We start from the raw sequence: 17460 nt of genomic DNA, 5'->3' as shown, positions 1-17460 counted from the left end.
CAGCAAGCGCGACGCCGCGGTCGCCGTCAGGACTGTCTCGTGAGTGGCCGCAGGCGAGCATCCGAGCTCTGAGCAGGCGAAAAAGGCGCAACTATTCCCACGGTGACCGCCATCGTCTAATGCCGTAAACGAGTACCCCATGCCGAATCGGCATGATGCAAATCAATCACTTACGCTGCTTTGTGCCAGAAGAGGGCGGATTTGCCTGACACAGGAATGCTGAGAGATGGCTAATACGTCGCCTGCAGCGGATTCGCTTACGGTTTTGTGGCGAGGCGAAGGATTGCGCACGGACGGCAGACAGCCGTTCAAAAGGCGGATTTCCGGGCGATATACGGTCGTAGGAAACGTGGAAGAGGCTATGTAGGACGCTTGAGGGCGGGCGACTTTGGAGGGAATAGCGATCGTTTGCGCCTCACAAGTCCACGGTCGATAGAGGCTAAGACCGTATCGGACGATGGACTTGTGTTGCGGCTTGCCTGACCCGGCCCACGCGTGGGAGTACTCCTTGTACACCTAGGACGCTTCAATCACTCCGTTGATCGTAACGCCCCGGCCCCTTGGTCATACGCGCACCGTCTTCGGGCTGCGCGTCTATCAGGAAGGTCTGTCAGGGACAGGTCTCCCGTCATTCGAATCAATACCAGTTCGGATCTTTCTTGAGCTGTTCTTTCAGAAGGCCTTGCATGCCTTCATCCGGCTTGCCCAAAAACCGGTAATCCGCATGGCGCGTGGGTGATTTGTCTGCAGGAAGTCCCGCAGGCACTTCGACCAACATCGCGTACGCATGGGACTTGTTCAGGCTGAACGCCACAATGAGTCGCTTGGTGCGGCAAGTGTCCTGAGTTTCGCAGAGCGGCCCTACCAAGTACTTGTCGCCGTCTTCGGTCACGGCATTCATCTGCTCAGCGGCGCCGGAGAGATTGATCACCCAATCGGGCAGTCGCTCTTCCTTCTTCACTACGCTCGACCACGTTTCGCGGAACTCGGAATCCGAGCTCAAAAGCTCGTTCACCCGAGATTGACCGTCGTTGGCCGCCATAGCTGTAACGCTGGCGCTCCCAAGGAGCGCCAGTATTAGTGCATGGAAATGCTTGAAGCCCATATTCAGCCTCGGCCGCGACGGCCAAAGAAGAACGACACCACGAACATAACCAGGAAGACCACGAACAGGATCTTGGCAATACCGGTAGCAGTACCTGCGATACCACCAAAACCAAGGACGGCTGCAACGATAGCGATGATCAGAAATGTGATTGCCCAACTCAACATGGTGAATCTCCTTACTGTTTATTGATTTTTTGCTACGTCGAGGCGTCGGGATGACCCTCGGGGTAGATCGCGTCTTCGACCCGGAGGATCAGAAAACCCAGCTTTGCTGACGTGGCGCTTCATCAGTAGTAGCGGCCGCGTCATCAACTTGCATGCTCAGGGCCACATCCGAGGCCTTCAACGCACTTGCCTTGGCAAAGGGTACGGTGTAGGCGCGGGAGTAGTGCGCCTGAGTCACTTCATGATTCTGATTCCAGTGATTGAACTGTTGCACAACAATGAGCGTAATCATCAACGCCAGACTGGCAAACAGACCTTGCTGCAAATGCAGAGGGGAGATACGCAGTTTGTTGGCGAGATGTTGAGCGTTCATTCAGCTGACTCCTGGCAATCTTGTCGGCCGTCTGTCCGGGCCTTTGTTATCAGGGATATTGCACGCTGTGTGCCAGCTTTCAGATAACCAATTAATCCTTATAAATCAAAGAGTTAAATTGCCTACTCAGAAGTGTCGTACACGCAAGCTGCACGATTGAACATTTGCCATCGTGCGGAATGCACGAATGTGCCGACACCACGTGCGCGACCGAATTCATTCCGGATGCGAATTATGTTCTGACATCCGTCGTTCGGCCGCCGTGCAAGGCTCTAACCCGCACTGCGCGCTGTCACGCGCAGAGTGTCGGCGTCTACGCCTTTGACCCCGCGGATGTTGCGCGCGATCTCGACCGCCAATTCCTTCTCGGCGTAGTTAGCCACCACACCGTCCAGCGTCACTACACCGTTTTTGGTCTCAACCTTGATGTTCAAACCGTCGAGAGTGCGGCTATATATAAGACTGGATTTCACCTTGCTGGTGATCCATGCGTCGCTGAACTCTTCGCGAACACTGTTGGCCTGCTGCTCGCTTTGCTCCTTGATCGCCTGAGTATCCCGCGCGCTGACGCTGATAAGGTTGTTCACCTCCGTCACGCCGTCCGTGTTGGTGGCCAGGCTTCCGGCCAACAGCTTGGCCTCCGCGTCTTTCGCCTGGCCCTTGAGGGTGACGACCCCCTGGGCGGCGCTGACGTCGATATTCAACGCCTCCGTCACGCTGTTCCACAGCAGCTTGGATTTGATGGTTGCAGTCAGCGTCGCGTCGTCGAAGCGCTGAGCCATGGTGGCTTTGGTGCCCGGATCGGCAGCGACCTGCGGATCGATCTCAAGCTGGTTATCGACCTTGTTGATTCCCTGAATGTCGCCCGCTATCTGCGCCGCCAGATCCTTGTCGACTTGGTTCTCGACCTTTCCCTTGAGGGTCGCAGTGCCTTGTTCCACGTCCACGCTGATCTTGAACGGGCTCAAATGCCGGTTAAGGGCAAAGGCGGTCCAGATCGAACCCTCCTGGCGCGCCTCGGCCAGCTGGGTCTGCAGATCGGCGGCTGCCGCGTGGGCGATGACGGGCGTCAGTCCGAGCAGGCTGGCAGTGGTAATGGCCAGGGCGATCTTCTTCAACGTGGGCATGGGAATCTCCAGACAATTGCAAAAAGGTACCCCTGGACAGACTGGTCTTTCGCCCAGATGTTCGGCGCGGCCTGATTTTGCCTGGACAAGGATCCGTGCTGACCACTGGGGACATGAGCTGTCATGGATCAGCGCATGACGGCTTTTTCAGAAGATCGCTACCATGCAGCGCAAAGAATCAATCAGAATGAACCATGCAACTTGCCCGATGTTTCCGGGACTAACACAGACTATTCATTGAGGAGCGTAGGAAACATGGAAGCAGCCGCTGAGAATCAGGGCCGTATTCTGCTCGTGGATGATGAGTCCGCCATCCTTCGCACCTTCCGTTATTGCCTGGAAGATGAAGGCTACAGCGTAGCCACCGCCAACAGCGCGGCGCAGGCGGAATCGCTGTTGCAGCGTCAGGTATTCGACGTATGTTTCCTCGACCTGCGTCTGGGTGAGGACAACGGGCTGGATGTTCTGGCGCAAATGCGCGTGCAGGCGCCCTGGATGCGCGTGGTGATTGTCACCGCGCACTCGGCCGTCGACACTGCCGTGGATGCGATCCAGGCCGGCGCTGCCGATTATCTGGTCAAGCCCTGCAGTCCGGATCAACTGCGCCTCGCCACCGCCAAGCAGCTCGAAGTCCGCCAGTTGTCCGCGCGACTTGAAGCCCTTGAAGGCGAAGTTCGCAAACCTAAAGACGGCCTGGATTCCCACAGCCCGTCGATGATGGCGATCCTCGAAACCGCCCGCCAGGTCGCCAACACCGACGCCAACATCCTTATTCTCGGTGAATCCGGTACGGGTAAGGGCGAATTGGCCCGGGCGATTCACGGCTGGAGCAAGCGCGCCAAAAAGGCCTGCGTAACCATCAACTGCCCATCCCTCACCGCCGAGCTGATGGAAAGCGAGCTGTTCGGCCATAGCCGCGGCGCCTTCACCGGTGCCAGCGAGAGCACACTCGGTCGGGTGAATCAGGCAGACGGCGGCACATTGTTCCTTGATGAAATCGGCGACTTCCCGCTCACGCTGCAGCCAAAATTGCTGCGTTTCATTCAGGACAAGGAATATGAACGCGTCGGTGACCCGGTGACCCGTCGCGCTGACGTGCGCATTTTGGCGGCGACTAACCTGAACCTCGAAGACATGGTCCGCGAAGGGCGCTTCCGCGAGGATCTGTTGTATCGCCTGAACGTGATTACCCTGAATCTGCCCCCTTTGCGCGAGCGAAGCGAAGACATCCTGACGCTGGCAGACCGCTTCCTGGCGCGCTTCGTCAAGGAATACAGCCGCCCGGCGCGCGGCTTCAGCGAGCAGGCTCGCAGCGCGCTGCTCAACTACCGCTGGCCCGGCAACATCCGCGAGCTGCGCAACGTGATCGAGCGGGCGAGCATTATCTGCCCGCAGGAAAAAGTCGAAATCACCCACCTCGGCATGGCCGAACAGCCAGCCAACAATGCCCCGCGCGTCGGCGCAGCGTTGAGCCTTGATGAGCTGGAGAAAGCCCACATCGGCGCGGTACTGGCCACCAGCGATACGCTGGATCAAGCCGCACGCACACTGGGCATCGACGCATCGACGCTGTACCGAAAACGTAAGCAGTACAACCTGTGACAGGGCGCCGATGATGTTTGCGATGAAGTTGCGCACCCGACTCTTTCTGAGTATTTCGGCCCTCATCACCGTCGCCCTCTTAGGGTTGGTGCTGGGGCTCGTCAGCGTTATGCAGATGGCCAAATCTCAGGAATCGTCGATTCGGCACAACTTCACCACACTCGATATCGGCCTGAAGCTGCGACAGAACCTGGGCGATCAGTTGGTCCTGCTGCTTCAGGAAAGCCCTGATCAGGCGGATATCAAGCGCAATCAGGAACAGTTCCAGAACCTGCTTGATCAGGGCATCGAACATGATCAGCAAACCGGCGTTCCCAGCGGGTTCGAAACCGCCCGGGTGAACTACGCCCGCTTCGTTAAAACCATCGAGCAGTCCAGCGCACATGGTGACGCGATCCGCGACGATGAGGCTGTGACCGAGGCGTTCAACACGTTGCGCAATGGTCTGCTCGACGCCCACCGCCAGGCGCTTGAGAACATCAGCCAGGCAGAAAGCGCCTCAAGATCGCGAGCGCTCTGGGTCTCGGCGTTGCTGGGATTGGTGGGGCTGGCAGTGCTGGTTATCGGCTTCGTCACCGCCCACGGCATCGCCCGGCGTTTCGGCGGCCCCATCGAGCAGTTGGCCAAGGCGGCGGACCGGATTGCTCAAGGGGATTTCGACGTCACGCTGCCCACGTCCTCATCTGACGAAATGAACCTGCTGACCCACCGTTTCGGCATGATGGCCGACGCCCTGCGCCAACATCAGAAAACCAACGTCGATGAGTTGCTCGCCGGTCAGCAGCGTCTGCAGGCGGTGCTGGACAGCATCGACGACGGCTTGCTGATGATCGACCGCCAGGGGCGGCTTGAACACCTGAACCCCGTCGCGCAACGGCAGTTGGGCTGGGAAGAAAGTCGCCTGGGCCAAGGGCTCGGCGAAGCGCTGCAACGTCCGGAACTGGACGAACAGCTTTACCTGGTATTGCGCGGTGGCACGCTGGAACGGGCGCCCGATGACCTATCCATCGAGATCGACGGCGAAGTTCGTCTGCTCACCTATAGCCTCACGCCGGTCAGCCACACCAAAGGGCACATCGTCGGCGCCGTGATGGTGCTGCACGACGTCACCGAACAGCGGGCGTTCGAGCGCGTGCGCAGTGAGTTCGTGCTACGGGCCTCCCACGAGTTGCGCACGCCCGTCACCGGCATGCACATGGCCTTCGGCCTGCTTCAGGAACGCGTGCATTTCCCGCCGGACTCGCGCGAGAAGGACCTGCTCGACACCGTTAACGAAGAAATGCAGCGGCTGATGCAGCTGATCAACGACCTGCTCAACTTCTCGCGCTATCAGAACGGCCTGCAAAAGCTGGCACTCGAGCCCTGTGATATCAGTGAATTGCTCGAGTCGGCGCGTCAGCGCTTCGCCGACACCGCCCATGACCAGGACGTCATGGTGCTATTGGAAACCCAAGAGCCGCTGCCACGGGTACAGGCGGACAAAGCGCAGCTCGACCGGGTGCTCGACAATCTGCTTGATAACGCCCTGCGCCATACCCCGAAATCCGGCCTGATTCGCCTGCAGGCAAGGCGTCATGGCGAGCGCTTGATCATCAGCGTGGAAGACAACGGCGAGGGGATTGCCTACGGCCAGCAGGCCCGGATCTTCGAGCCGTTCGTTCAGGTTGGACGCAAGAAAGGCGGCGCAGGCCTGGGGCTGGCGTTGTGCAAGGAAATCGTTCAGTTGCACGGCGGACGCATGGGCGTTTACTCCCGACCGGGGCAGGGCACGCAGTTTTACATGGCGCTGCCGCTGTAATACGGTCTCGCTGGACTACGCCACGTCATCCGCACGACGCCCGGCGCTGCGCCTGCCCCCGGTGACCAGTTCGGTGAACTTGGTCGCGCTCAGCGGCCGTGCGAACAGCCAGCCCTGGCCGTAAATCACCCCTTCGCTTTTCAGCAGCATCGCCTGGGACTCAAACTCGATGCCTTCGGCGATCACCCGCAGTTGCAGCGCATGGGCCATGCGAATGATGTGCGGCGCCACGCCACTGCTGGCGGCATCGTGACCGAGGGCGTCAATGAACGCCTTGTCGATTTTCAGGCAATCCACCGGCAACGTCTGCAGATAGGCCAGGCTGCAATAGCCGGTGCCGAAATCATCGATCAGCACCTGATGGCCCCGATCACGCAGCGCCTGTAGATGGTTGCGGGCGACCACCACGTCCACCAAACCGCGCTCGGTGACTTCAAACGCGATCTGCCGAGGCGCTACCCGGTGCAACGCCAGCAGCTTCGCCGTCACCCGACCGATGCGTGGGGCCATGACGTCGCACGCCGCCAGATTGACCGATACGTACAGGTGCGGATTGGCGCGTAACAGATGGCCCAGCTGTTCAAGCAACTGCTGAAGCACGAAGTCGGTGATCTGGCGGATCTGCCCGGTGTTTTCCGCCAGCGGGATAAAGAGGTCAGGGCTCGTCAGCGTGCCGTCCGGTCGACGCCAGCGCACCAGGGCCTCAGCGCCCACGCACAGCCGGGTATTGAGGTCGAAAATGGGCTGATACAAAACCTTCAGCTCGCCGCGGCGCAGTGCTCCATGCAGCTCACCGCCCAGCGACTGACGCTTACGCACCAGTTGCAGAACGAGAATGCCGATGAACAACGAAATCAACAGACTGGCCGGGACCAGCAGCCACCACGCACCGGTGATCTTCTGTTGCAAGGCACTGCGCGGCGTTATCAGGACCAGTTGATACTCCGGGCTCTGGGTCGGCATCCGGTAGACGAGTTTGTCCTGAGTGGTCATCAGCGTTTCGGTGGAGGTCGGCGACCATTCCGGTGTGGGCGGCCATGCCTGAGCGGGGCCCAGGACCGGGACTGCTTTGGACCCGCGATCGAGCACCACCACCAGACTGCCGCCCGCCGGCAGGTCGACGACGTCAGTCAAATGGCCGCGGGAGGTGGACACACGAAACTCCCCGCGCCCAAGCATCAATGAAGCCAGGTTGTCGTCAGGCTGGGTGGAGGTGTTGAGCCAGTAGTCGTAGGTAGGGCCGCGAATGTCCGGTGGCCTGGGCTTGCCAATCAGGCTCTGCCGCGTCCAGCTGGAGCAGAACTGGCTTTCGCTGACGTACGCCGCTTCGTAGATAAAACGGTAGCGCGAGTTCACCTGACGCAACTGCCCGATCATCTCAGGGCTGCACCCGCGCAACGATTGCGCTTCAAGCTGATCGAGCCCGGCCCTCAACTGGCCAAACAACTGCTCCAGCCGCACCAGAAAGCGCTCGCCCTGAGCATTCATCTGCGCACGTTCGTCCTGCCGGGCCTGATGCATCGCCAGCCCGAAGCTGCCCGCCAGCAGGATGGCCGCGCTTAACAGCGCGGCCATTAATGCCAGAAGCAAGGGACGATAAAGGAAAGAGCGCAGTCGCGGCGTCGCCGTGAGCATCGACAGTCATCCAGAGGGTGGGATTTCCATAACCACTGAGGTATAGCAACAAGCGCAGCAATAGCCCGGAAAAAAGCGACATTAGCGGAATTTAGTGCTTGAAGTTAAGTACTTGCAGAATAGCCGCACTTTGCAGATCCGGCTCACCGTCAAATTTCTGTGGTCGGTAGTGCATCTGGAACGCAGCCAGCGTGTGACGTGTCGCAATGTCCAGCTCTCCGGTCTGCGGCGTCGGGTAACCCAGCAGCGCCAATTGCTGCTGAAACCACACGATATTTGGCACGACGCCCATCAGCTGCGTCTGACGCTGTGCGACTTGCTGTTCATCCGGCCAGATTCCCAGACCTTCCCGGGCCAGCCGCTTCCAAGGGAACAACGGGCCCGGATCGAGCTTGCGCAGGGGCGCGATGTCACTGTGGCCAATGACGTGGCGCGGTTCGATGTGATTGCGTTTGACGATGTCTTTGAGCAGCACGATCAGCGCTTGAATCTGCGCCTCGCTGTAGGGATACCAAAGCCGCCCGGTGGGCGTGTCGCGGTAGCCCGGATTGACGATCTCGATGCCGATGCTGCTTGAGTTGAGCCAGGTGCGCCCGTCCCATTCGCTTTCGCCGGCATGCCACGCGCGCAGGGATTCGTCGACCAGCTTGTAGGTGGTGGCTGGACCGTCGCCGATCAGGTAATGCGCGCTGACCTCACCGTGGGTCAGCAATGCCAACGACCGATCAAGGGAGGCAGAGGTGTAATGGACCACCACAAACTGCACGCGACTGTCGAAATTGACGGAAGGGTGGCTGGTATCGATTTTCGGACCGCTGCTGCAAGCGCTCAGCAGCAACAACAGAAACAGGGCAGAAATAGACTTCATGGCGGCACGACGTGTAGGCAAATAATGCAACAGTGTAACGTAACGTCGGTGACGCATTCAAAAATGCATCATCCCCACGCAGCCAACCAGACGAACCGTCTCAGCCCTGCTCGATGCGGTTTCGCCCCTCGTCCTTGGCGCGGTACAGCGCCTGGTCAGCACGCTTGAGCACAACATCACTGCGCTCACCCTGGGAGAACGCCGTGATGCCCATGGACACCGTGACCGTCACCCGCTCGCCCTTGAAGTGAAACGGGCACTGTTCGATGCCCTCGCGCAGACGCTCCAGCAGCGCCAACCCCTCATCCATCGGCGTGGTCGGCAGCAGGAGCACGAACTCTTCCCCGCCAAATCGCGCAATGAAGTCCGAAGCCCGCAATCGCTTTCGCAGCTGCCCGGCGATGATCTTCAGCACCTTGTCACCCGCCAGATGCCCGTAGCCGTCGTTGATACGCTTGAAGTGATCCAGGTCGAGGATGCCGAGCAGCAGGCTTGATTGCTTACGCTGCAGCTGGTCGATCTCTTGCTCCAGCCGCTCGTTCCATGCCGCGCGGTTTGGCAGGCCTGTCAACGTATCGATCAGGGCCTTTTGCCGTTGCTCTTCCAGATGAACCCGGAAGCCCAGCGCCTCCTGCTCCATGGTGGCCACGCGACTGGAGAGGGCTTGCAGGCGGGTAGCGACTTCCTGCTCGCGTTGATCGCGTTGCTGCTGATGATGATCCATGGTGCCAATCAGCCCTTCGAGGCGCCTCTCCAGCACCTGCTTCAAGCTGTCGAGATCGGCCGCCTGCTGCACGCTGATTTGCAGGTCATCGACGTGCTCGCGCAGTTGATGGTCCAGTTGCCGTGACGCCGATTGCTGATCGGCATGGTTTTCGCTGGCTGCCAGCAAGCCACTCTGGAACGACTCCAGCCGCTCATTGAGCTGTTTGAGATAGGCCTCGAATTCATGCTGGCCGCTGTCAGTGACGGCGAGCATCAGCACAGCAAGGTCGTCGAGGATCGGCAGCAGTTCGTACCAGTTCAGCCCATGCTCCAGCCGGACGCGCATGGCATCGGCTTGCGCACGATGGTGTTCGGGCAGCGTCAGTTCATCGAGCAGACCCAGCAGCGTTTCTTCGATGTGGGCGGCGACCGAGCTGTAACTTGGCTCGGGCGAGGAGGGCAACGCGTAGGGGCTGTCTTCTTCGGCGGCGGTCTCATCAGGCTCGTCGTCTTCAGCGAGGATATCGATGTCGTCGGCAATGACGATGACTTCAGCAGTCTCGTCAGGGTCCGGAGCGGGCGCTTCAGCCGCAGGCTCGGAAGCTTCTTCGTGTGAAGACTCGGCGGCGGAGGGCTGCGGGACGTCAGCGGCGTGGAGCGGCGCCTCGGGTTCTTCGTCTGGCTGGGCCGGCTCGGGCTCGGGCTCGGACATTACCGGCTGGGCAGCAACTTCCGGGTGGGGCGTCGGGATGGCGCACTCAGGCTCTTGGGCGACAGGCTGGGGAACCGGCGGGACGGTGCTGCGAAGTTCCGCCTCCAGTTCGGTGTTGTCTGGGGCAACCTCCGGCATGGCGGCTGAATGCTGCGGCGCATCGTCAGAAGCCCGCAGCGTCAACTCGGCCGGTTCGTTAACTGGATGGGCCAACGGGGCTGAATCATCACCTTCGCTGCCAGCCTCACGGTGACTGCCGAACAATCGCTGCAGAAAACCCGGACGGGACGCTTCATCCGGGTGTTCGATCTGCGACAGCGCCTGCCCTTGAAGTCCGCTCAACTCGCTTAACAGCAGCGGCAGCTCACGGGCCTGATTGATGCGATCTTCCAGGCCCTTGGCGAATCGCTTGAGCGGCTTGCTGACGTCCTTCGGCAACGGCAATGCCTGCAGTTGCGCGACCAACGACGTCAACGCCGTGCCCATTTGCTCGACGCGCTGCTCGCGACGCTGCTCGGATTCCAGCACCGCTTTTTCCAGGCGCGGAATCAAGGCGGCCAGGCCTGCGTCCATGTCGTCCTTGCGAACGATCTCACGCATTTCCTTCATGCATGCATCAACCGCCTTGTCGGCACCTTCGGCCGCCAGGCTGCTGCGCACGAGGCCTCGACGCAGCAAGTCGAGCCGCGCATTCCAGCGCCGCTCCAGTTTGTCTTGCTGCTCGATGCTCTTGAGGTACTTTTCTTTCCAGCGCTGCGCTTCGTCGGTCATTCCACAGGTCCGCGAGGAGATGTGCTTGTTATCGGCAGCGAGTCACCGATTAATGAGGCCGGCAAGCGAATCTCCACCGCGACGGGCAGATGATCGGAAATGGGCTGGGCCAGCACCTGCACTTTTTCAAGGGTCAGGGTCGGGCTCAGGAGGATGTGGTCCAGGCATCGTTGGGGACGCCAGCTGGGGAAAGTCGCCTCAACCTGGGGTGCAAGCAAGCCGAGATCGCGCAGTGGCGAGGTTTGCAGCAGGTCATTGGCGTGGGTGTTCATGTCGCCCATCAGCACCTGATGCCGATAGCCGCCAATCAGCTCGCGAATGTACGCCAGCTGCCGTGTGCGGGTCCGTGCGCCCAGTGCCAGATGCATCACCACCACGACCAGTGCATCCGGGCCTTCGCCGAAACGAACGAGAATGGCGCCACGCCCGGCCGGGCCCGGTAGCGGATGGTCTTCGATGTCCCACGGACGCAAACGGCTGAGCACGCCATTGCTGTGCTGGGCGAGGCGCCCGAGGTTTCGATTGAGTTGCTGGTGCCAGTACGGAAACGAACCGAGCTGGGCGAGGTGTTCGACCTGATTGATGTAGCCCGAGCGCAGGCTGCCACCATCGGCTTCCTGCAACGCGACCAGATCATAGTCACGCAGCAGATCGCCGATTTTCTGCAGGTTCCCGGCTCGACCGTTGTGGGGCAGCAGATGCTGCCAGCCCCGGGTCAGGTAGTGCCGGTAGCGTTCGGTGCTGTTGCCCACCTGGATGTTGAAGCTGAGCAGGCGAAGCCGACCGTCGGCCGGCAGGCCCGTCTCGTGAAGATGATGCTCGTTGACCTTCGGCGTGTGCCGGGCAACGACCCGTTCAGTAGTTCCCCAGCGCGCCATGGTCAGCCCTTACTTGGCGGTCAGCGTCGCGCGTTCTTTGGCGATCAGCTGATCGGCCACTTGCAGCGCCTGCTCCGGACCACCGGCAGTGCCGAGGTCAAAGCGGTACTTGCCGTTGACGATCATGGTCGGGACGCCCGTGATTTCGTACTTCTTGGCCAGTTCCTTGTACTGGGCGATCTTGCCCTTCACAGCGAACGAGTTGAAGGTTTCGAGGAACTTGGTCTTGTCGACGCCCTGGGTGGCGACGAACTCGGCCATGTCATTCGGGTCGGTCAGACGCTTGCCGCCTTTCTGAATGGCGTCGAACACGGCGGTGTGGACTTTCTTCTCTACGCCCATGGTGTCGAGGGTAATGAATAGCTGGCCATGAGCGTCCCAAGGGCCGCCGAACATGGCGGGGACGCGGATGAAGTGCACGTCAGCGGGAAGTTTTTCAGCCCATGGATTGATGACGGGCTCGAAGGCGTAGCAGTGCGGGCAGCCGTACCAGAACATTTCGACGACTTCGATCTTGCCCGGCTCGGAAACAGGAACAGCGCTTTTCAGCTCGACGTATTGCTTGCCGGCTTCGATGGGCTCTGCTGCTTGAGCGGTCAAACCGAACAGGCTGGTAAAAATCAGAGCGGCGCTGAGAATCAGATTACGCATGCTTAACTCCTGGGCATGGAAGGTCACTTCGGTGGCCGCGGTTCGACCGGCCGAGGTGATATGAGTTCGCAAGTGTAACGCCTGCGGCCACAAAAAAGGGCAGCCGTTCGCTACCCTTTTTGGCCCGTCCGGGCAGGTCTGCCGGCAATTTGTTTTACCAACCGTGTCCGTCAGGATCGCGCGCCAGACGCTCAATGCAGCCCTTGAATGTACGCCGCCAGCGCCTCGATATCCTTATCGTTGAGCTTTGCGGCGATGGTGCGCATGACCAGGGTGTCGCCGTCATTGATGCGGTCACCTTTGCGGAACGCTGTGAGCTGTTTCTTGATGTACTCGGCGTGCTGCCCGCTCAGGTGCGGAAAGCCTGCCGTTGCAATGCCCGCGCCGTTTGGTGAATGGCAGCCGATGCAGGCCGGCATGCCCTGATCGAGCTTGCCGCCGCGAAACAGCGCTTCACCAGGCGCGACGAGATCGGGATCGGCAGTGCCGACGCTGCCTTTCTGACCGGCGTAATAAGCGGCGATGTCGGCCAGGTCCTGATCGGTGAGCGGGTTCAGCTGGCCGGTCATTTCCAGCACAACCCGATTCCCGTCCTTGATGTCGTGCAGTTGCTTGAGCAGATACCGCTCGCCCTGGCTGGCGAGCTTCGGGAAGATGGGCACCAGGCTATTGCCATCGGGTCCGTGACAAGCGCCGCAGACAGCCGTCTTTGCTTGCCCGGCGACCGGGTCGCCCACTGGCGAGTCAGCGGCCTGCGCCAAGCCATTCAGGCTCAGGGTCAACAGCAGACTCGAGAGAAATGCGTTCATGGGTTGATCCGATGCGGTTGAAAGTGTCGCCTGAAGGGCTAACTGTCTGGGGGGCGGCCTGTATTTGTGGGTCTGAGGCTACGCGCCATGGGGGTTTCGCTTCGGCAATGCCCTCGCCGGGGTCGGACAAGGCACACATGAAATCTGCGGCATTATATACTCGCGCCCATTGAACGGAAAACGACACCCCGTTGCCGCGCACGCCGCAACGCCCTCACCGGATATCCCATGCAACTCAAGAACCCAATTCTCGGCCTGTGCCAACAAGCCAAGTTCATGCTCAGCGCTGCCAAAGTCGACCAATGCCCGGATGACGAAGGCTTTGAAGTCGCCTTCGCCGGCCGCTCCAACGCCGGCAAATCCAGCGCGTTGAACACCCTGACCCATGCCAGTCTGGCGCGCACCTCGAAAACCCCGGGGCGTACCCAGTTGCTGAACTTCTTCAGCCTGGATGACGACCGCCGCCTGGTCGACTTGCCGGGCTACGGTTATGCAAAGGTGCCGATTCCGCTGAAGCTGCATTGGCAGCGCCACCTGGAAGCCTATCTGGGCGGCCGTGAAAGTCTGAAGGGGTTAATCCTGATGATGGACATCCGCCACCCGATGACGGACTTCGATCTGCTGATGCTGGATTGGGCCATCGCCAGCGGCATGCCGATGCACATTTTGCTGACCAAAGCCGACAAGCTGACCTTCGGCGCGGCGAAGAACACCCTGCTCAAGGTCCAGTCGGAAATCCATCGGGGTTGGGGTGACGCCATTACCATCCAGCTGTTTTCGGCACCCAAGCGCATGGGCCTGGAAGAGGCTTATACCGTGCTGGCCGACTGGATGGAGCTGGAAGACAAGGCACCGGCGGCCTGAATCGCAGGCAAAAAAAACCCCGGACTTCATGTGGGGAGGGGAAGTTCGGGGTCCAAGTCCAGACCTCTCGGGAGGGATCCGGATATCTGCCAACACTTAACACAACATAGGAGCATGAATGGCTACGTCAGCCATTCGCAAACTCAGACCGGAGTTTGTCCGCCGAAGTTCAAAACCGGCGGAAATTTTATGGATGCCGCAGTTCCGATTCCGAACAGAATCGGAACGACAAGGCCGTATTAATGCGCCTCGTCCCAGTTATTCCCCACACCCACTTCGACCAGCAGCGGAACATCCAGCTCGGCTGCGCCGCTCATGTGCAAGCGGATGTCTTCGCTGATCTGCTCGACCAGATCTTCACGCACTTCCAGCACCAGTTCATCGTGAACCTGCAGGATGACGCGAGCATCCAGACCTGACGCTTCCAGCCAGCCATTCACCGCCACCATCGCTCGCTTGATGATGTCCGCCGCCGTACCTTGCATCGGCGCGTTGATCGCCATGCGTTCGGCGCCTTTGCGCAGCGCCTGGTTCTTCGCGTTGATGTCCGGCAGGTAAAGGCGACGACCGAAGATGGTCTCCACGTACCCTTGTTCCGCCGCCTGAGCACGGGTGCGCTCCATGTAATCCAACACGCCCGGATAGCGCGCGAAATAGCGATCCACGTACGCCTGAGATTGCTTGCGATCGACACCGATCTGCTTGGCCAGCCCGAATGCGCTCATGCCGTAGATCAGACCGAAGTTGATCGCCTTGGCGCTACGGCGCATGTCATTGGTCACGTCCGTCAGTTCGACACCGAACACCTCGCCCGCCGTTGCACGGTGGACGTCCAAGTCATTACGGAAGGCGTGCAGCAAGCCTTCGTCTTTGGCCAGATGCGCCATGATCCGCAGTTCGATCTGCGAGTAGTCCGCCGCCAGCAGTTTGTAGCCCTGGGGGGCAACAAACGCCTGACGAATGCGACGACCCTCGGCGGTCCGGATCGGGATGTTCTGCAGGTTCGGGTCGCTGGAGGACAGACGCCCGGTCACCGCCACCGCCTGATGGTAGGAGGTGTGAATTCGCCCGGTGCGCGGGTTGATCTGCTCCGGCAGGCGGTCGGTGTACGTGCTCTTCAGCTTGCTCATCGAGCGGTACTGCATCAGCACTTTCGGCAGCGGATATTCCTGCTCGGCCAGTTCCGCGAGCACCGCTTCAGCCGTGGACGGCTGGCCGGTGGCGGTCTTGCTGATGATCGGCATGCCGAGCTTTTCGTAGAGAATCACACCGAGCTGCTTGGGCGAGCCGAGATTGAATTCTTCACCGGCGATGGCGAACGCTTCGCGCTCAAGCTCGGTCATTTTGTTGCCCAGCTCGACGCTCTGATTGCCCAGCAGATTGGCATCGACCAGCGCACCTTGACGCTCGATACGCGCCAGCACAGGCATAAGTGGCATCTCGATGTCGTTCAGCACTGGCGCCAGACTCGGCGTTTTGGCCAATCTGTCCTGCAGCACCTCATGCAGGCGCAGCGTCAGGTCAGCCTCTTCAGCCGCATACGTACCCGCCTGCTCCAGCGCGATCTGGTCGAAAGTCAGCTGTTTTGCGCCCTTGCCCGCGATGTCCTGAAAATTGACCGGTGTGTGATCCAGGTACTTGGCGACCAGGCTGTCACGGTCGTGACGCGTCGCAGTGGAGTCGAGCACGTAGGATTCAAGCATCGTGTCGAACTTGACGCCCTGCACGTTGATGCCCTGGCTCTGGTCACCATCAATGGCGCAGTTGGCCAGCAGGTTGATCGCAAACTTGGCGTGCTGGCCGACCTTGATTTTGCTCGCGTCCTCCAGCATGGGCTTGACCGATTTCAGTACCGCGTCGCGATCCAGTTGCTGCTGCACGCCCATATAGGAATGGGTGAGCGGGATGTAACAGGCTTCGTGGGTCTTGATCGCAAACGACAGGCCGACGATTTGCGCGCGTTGGGCATCGGTGCCGTTGCTCTGCACCACAAAAGCGAACAACTGAGCGGCTTTCAACTTCTTCAGCCAGTCGTCGAGTTGGGTTTGCTCGAGAATGAGTTCGTAGTTGGCCTCGATGACAGGCGCTGGCTCGGCAGCAGGGACGACTTCCGCGCCTTCCTGGCGAGCGTCACGCTGCAGATCAGTGATCCAGCTCTTGAATTCCAGCTCGGTGTAGAGCGCCATCAGCGCCTCACGGTCAGGCTCGCCGCAGTGCAGGGCGTCGAGCTCGATGTCTAGCGGCACGTCGATCTTGATGGTCGCCAGCTCGTAGGACAGGAAGGCCATTTCCTTGTGTTCTTCGAGCTTGGCCGGCAGGGATTTAGCGCCCCGAAGCGGCAGCGCTGCCACTTTGTCGAGGTTCGCGTAAAGCTCTTTCAGGCCACCGTTGATGCCCACCAACAGGCCCGCTGCGGTTTTCTCACCGACACCGGGTACGCCGGGGATGTTGTCGACCTTGTCGCCCATCAGCGCCAGGTAATCGATGATGTGTTCCGGGCCAACACCGAACTTCTCCTTCACGCCGGCGACGTCCAGCACACTGCCGGTCATGGTGTTGACCAGCGTGATGTGGCCATCGACCAGCTGCGCCATGTCCTTGTCACCGGTAGAGATGACCACCGGACGGTCGGCGGCCGCGCTGCTGCGCGCCAAGGTGCCGATCACGTCATCGGCCTCCACGCCCTCAACGCACAACAGCGGATAGCCGAGGCCTCGCACGCAGTTGTGCAGGAAGTCGATCTGCACGCGCATGTCGTCCGGCATGCTGGGGCGGTTGGCTTTGTATTCGCCGTACAGCGCGTCGCGGAACGTTCCGCCCTTGGCATCGAAAACCACGGCAAACGGGCTTTCGGGGTACTGCCTGCGCAGGCTTTTGAGCATGTTCAGTACGCCCTTGACCGCACCGGTGGGCAGGCCTTTGGAGGTCATGAGCGGCGGCAGCGCATGGAACGCGCGGTATAGATAAGAAGAACCGTCCACCAGGACGAGGGGCGCAAGACTCATGTGCAAGATCAACCTTTTCGGCGGGGTCGGCGCTAGAATGCGCGGACCGTTGACGACAAAGGCACAAGGTTATCATGCGCGCGCTGAATCGCCTGTTACTGCTCGGCGGGTTGATCGCCTGTCCGTGGCTGGCGGTCGCGGCGGACGATGAAGCGCCGTCGGCAGAGCCTGATGTGACGATTCGTCAGGACAGCGATGGCTTCATCAAGGAGTATCGTGCGAACGGATTCGTGTACGCCGTGAAGATCACGCCCAAACACGGCAAGCCGTATTATCTGGTGCGCGCCGATGGCACAAGTGGTCAATTCATCCGTTCGGATCAACCGGACATGCTGATACCCCAATGGGTACTATTCAGCTGGTAACGCCCTACATTCACTTTCTTGCTGG

Annotated in this window: 15 protein-coding genes and 1 pseudogene; 5 read left to right on the top strand and 11 right to left on the bottom strand. The window is 60.3% G+C overall.

Translation table 11 applies throughout. From position 1 onward, the window contains the following. Window positions 1–637: 637 nt before the first annotated feature. The 4 genes from SLW74_RS19075 to SLW74_RS19060 all read right to left on the bottom strand — a co-directional run bounded on the left by SLW74_RS19075 (window position 638) and on the right by SLW74_RS19060 (window position 2772). Window positions 638–1105 (bottom strand): inhibitor of vertebrate lysozyme family protein, encoded by a 468-nt coding sequence (locus SLW74_RS19075; protein WP_410929776.1) that lies wholly within the window; start codon window positions 1103–1105, stop codon window positions 638–640. Window positions 1106–1107: 2 nt separating this feature from the next. Continuing rightward, on the bottom strand, window positions 1108–1272 hold the full coding sequence (locus SLW74_RS19070; protein WP_002555679.1) for a DUF1328 domain-containing protein: 165 nt from the start codon (window positions 1270–1272) through the stop codon (window positions 1108–1110). Window positions 1273–1360: 88 nt separating this feature from the next. Then, the gene (locus SLW74_RS19065; protein ID WP_410929775.1) at window positions 1361–1645 is read right to left on the bottom strand and encodes a hypothetical protein; all 285 of its coding nucleotides are present in this window, start codon (window positions 1643–1645) and stop codon (window positions 1361–1363) included. A gap of 272 nt (window positions 1646–1917) precedes the next feature. Further along, on the bottom strand, window positions 1918–2772 hold the full coding sequence (locus SLW74_RS19060) for a BON domain-containing protein (RefSeq protein ID WP_410929774.1): 855 nt from the start codon (window positions 2770–2772) through the stop codon (window positions 1918–1920). 255 nt (window positions 2773–3027) lie between these two features. On the opposite strand from SLW74_RS19060, the gene algB reads away from it, so the two are divergent. The 3 genes and pseudogenes from algB (at window position 3028) to SLW74_RS19045 (ending at window position 6172) form a co-directional block, all read left to right on the top strand. Beyond that, window positions 3028–4374, top strand: coding sequence for a sigma-54-dependent response regulator transcription factor AlgB (gene algB / locus SLW74_RS19055; protein WP_065987926.1), 1347 nt, complete (start codon window positions 3028–3030; stop codon window positions 4372–4374). Between the two features lie 10 nt (window positions 4375–4384). Beyond that, window positions 4385–5786, top strand: a pseudogene (locus SLW74_RS19050) (KinB sensor domain-containing domain); the annotation flags it as partial. Between the two features lie 20 nt (window positions 5787–5806). Continuing rightward, window positions 5807–6172, top strand: a complete 366-nt coding sequence (locus SLW74_RS19045; protein WP_407073261.1) for a sensor histidine kinase — start codon at window positions 5807–5809, stop codon at window positions 6170–6172. Window positions 6173–6187: 15 nt separating this feature from the next. Here SLW74_RS19045 and SLW74_RS19040 read toward each other — a convergent pair whose 3' ends face one another. The 6 genes from SLW74_RS19040 to SLW74_RS19015 all read right to left on the bottom strand — a co-directional run bounded on the left by SLW74_RS19040 (window position 6188) and on the right by SLW74_RS19015 (window position 13201). Then, entirely contained in the window at window positions 6188–7807 is a 1620-nt protein-coding gene (locus SLW74_RS19040) for an EAL domain-containing protein (protein ID WP_410929773.1), read from the bottom strand. Between the two features lie 91 nt (window positions 7808–7898). Further along, the gene (locus tag SLW74_RS19035) at window positions 7899–8675 is read right to left on the bottom strand and encodes an N-acetylmuramoyl-L-alanine amidase (RefSeq protein ID WP_410929772.1); all 777 of its coding nucleotides are present in this window, start codon (window positions 8673–8675) and stop codon (window positions 7899–7901) included. A gap of 100 nt (window positions 8676–8775) precedes the next feature. Continuing rightward, window positions 8776–10863, bottom strand: a complete 2088-nt coding sequence (locus tag SLW74_RS19030; RefSeq protein ID WP_410929771.1) for a diguanylate cyclase — start codon at window positions 10861–10863, stop codon at window positions 8776–8778. After that, on the bottom strand, window positions 10860–11741 hold the full coding sequence (locus SLW74_RS19025) for an endonuclease/exonuclease/phosphatase family protein (protein WP_065987938.1): 882 nt from the start codon (window positions 11739–11741) through the stop codon (window positions 10860–10862). The genes SLW74_RS19030 and SLW74_RS19025 overlap by 4 nt, the downstream gene beginning before the upstream one ends. Window positions 11742–11750: 9 nt before the next feature. Next, a complete protein-coding gene (locus tag SLW74_RS19020) occupies window positions 11751–12392 on the bottom strand; it encodes a thiol:disulfide interchange protein DsbA/DsbL (protein WP_037017094.1) in 642 nt (213 codons plus the stop codon). A gap of 191 nt (window positions 12393–12583) precedes the next feature. Then, window positions 12584–13201 carry a c-type cytochrome gene (locus SLW74_RS19015; protein WP_065987939.1) on the bottom strand — a complete coding sequence of 206 codons (618 nt, stop codon included), beginning with the start codon at window positions 13199–13201 and terminating at the stop codon, window positions 12584–12586. Between the two features lie 228 nt (window positions 13202–13429). Between SLW74_RS19015 and yihA the strand changes: the two genes are divergently transcribed. Further along, window positions 13430–14065, top strand: coding sequence for a ribosome biogenesis GTP-binding protein YihA/YsxC (yihA, locus tag SLW74_RS19010; RefSeq protein WP_065987940.1), 636 nt, complete (start codon window positions 13430–13432; stop codon window positions 14063–14065). Window positions 14066–14304: 239 nt separating this feature from the next. Here the strand turns inward: yihA and polA are convergent, their stop codons facing one another. Further along, on the bottom strand, window positions 14305–17070 hold the full coding sequence (gene polA / locus SLW74_RS19005; RefSeq protein WP_065987942.1) for a DNA polymerase I: 2766 nt from the start codon (window positions 17068–17070) through the stop codon (window positions 14305–14307). A 74-nt stretch (window positions 17071–17144) separates the two neighbouring features. Between polA and SLW74_RS19000 the strand changes: the two genes are divergently transcribed. Next, the gene (locus SLW74_RS19000; protein ID WP_065987944.1) at window positions 17145–17435 is read left to right on the top strand and encodes a DUF2782 domain-containing protein; all 291 of its coding nucleotides are present in this window, start codon (window positions 17145–17147) and stop codon (window positions 17433–17435) included. Window positions 17436–17460 lie beyond the last annotated feature (25 nt).

This window comes from Pseudomonas sp. W5-36 (assembly GCF_046540455.1).
GTDB lineage: Bacteria > Pseudomonadota > Gammaproteobacteria > Pseudomonadales > Pseudomonadaceae > Aquipseudomonas > Aquipseudomonas graminis_B.
Note: the sequence above shows the minus strand (reverse complement) of the source record. Positions and strands in the feature narration are given on the sequence as shown.

What these genes read in the sequence shown, in the direction of transcription:
- SLW74_RS19030 (WP_410929771.1), bottom strand. Translation starts at nt 10,863, where the DNA reads ATGACCGACGAAGCGCAGCGCTGGAAAGAAAAGTACCTCAAGAGCATC.
- polA (WP_065987942.1), bottom strand. Translation starts at nt 17,070, where the DNA reads ATGAGTCTTGCGCCCCTCGTCCTGGTGGACGGTTCTTCTTATCTATAC.
- SLW74_RS19065 (WP_410929775.1), bottom strand. Translation starts at nt 1,645, where the DNA reads ATGAACGCTCAACATCTCGCCAACAAACTGCGTATCTCCCCTCTGCAT.
- SLW74_RS19020 (WP_037017094.1), bottom strand. Translation starts at nt 12,392, where the DNA reads ATGCGTAATCTGATTCTCAGCGCCGCTCTGATTTTTACCAGCCTGTTC.
- SLW74_RS19000 (WP_065987944.1), top strand. Translation starts at nt 17,145, where the DNA reads ATGCGCGCGCTGAATCGCCTGTTACTGCTCGGCGGGTTGATCGCCTGT.
- SLW74_RS19035 (WP_410929772.1), bottom strand. Translation starts at nt 8,675, where the DNA reads ATGAAGTCTATTTCTGCCCTGTTTCTGTTGTTGCTGCTGAGCGCTTGC.
- SLW74_RS19070 (WP_002555679.1), bottom strand. Translation starts at nt 1,272, where the DNA reads ATGTTGAGTTGGGCAATCACATTTCTGATCATCGCTATCGTTGCAGCC.
- SLW74_RS19015 (WP_065987939.1), bottom strand. Translation starts at nt 13,201, where the DNA reads ATGAACGCATTTCTCTCGAGTCTGCTGTTGACCCTGAGCCTGAATGGC.
- algB (WP_065987926.1), top strand. Translation starts at nt 3,028, where the DNA reads ATGGAAGCAGCCGCTGAGAATCAGGGCCGTATTCTGCTCGTGGATGAT.
- SLW74_RS19060 (WP_410929774.1), bottom strand. Translation starts at nt 2,772, where the DNA reads ATGCCCACGTTGAAGAAGATCGCCCTGGCCATTACCACTGCCAGCCTG.
- SLW74_RS19025 (WP_065987938.1), bottom strand. Translation starts at nt 11,741, where the DNA reads ATGGCGCGCTGGGGAACTACTGAACGGGTCGTTGCCCGGCACACGCCG.
- yihA (WP_065987940.1), top strand. Translation starts at nt 13,430, where the DNA reads ATGCAACTCAAGAACCCAATTCTCGGCCTGTGCCAACAAGCCAAGTTC.
- SLW74_RS19075 (WP_410929776.1), bottom strand. Translation starts at nt 1,105, where the DNA reads ATGGGCTTCAAGCATTTCCATGCACTAATACTGGCGCTCCTTGGGAGC.
- SLW74_RS19040 (WP_410929773.1), bottom strand. Translation starts at nt 7,807, where the DNA reads ATGCTCACGGCGACGCCGCGACTGCGCTCTTTCCTTTATCGTCCCTTG.
- SLW74_RS19045 (WP_407073261.1), top strand. Translation starts at nt 5,807, where the DNA reads ATGGTGCTATTGGAAACCCAAGAGCCGCTGCCACGGGTACAGGCGGAC.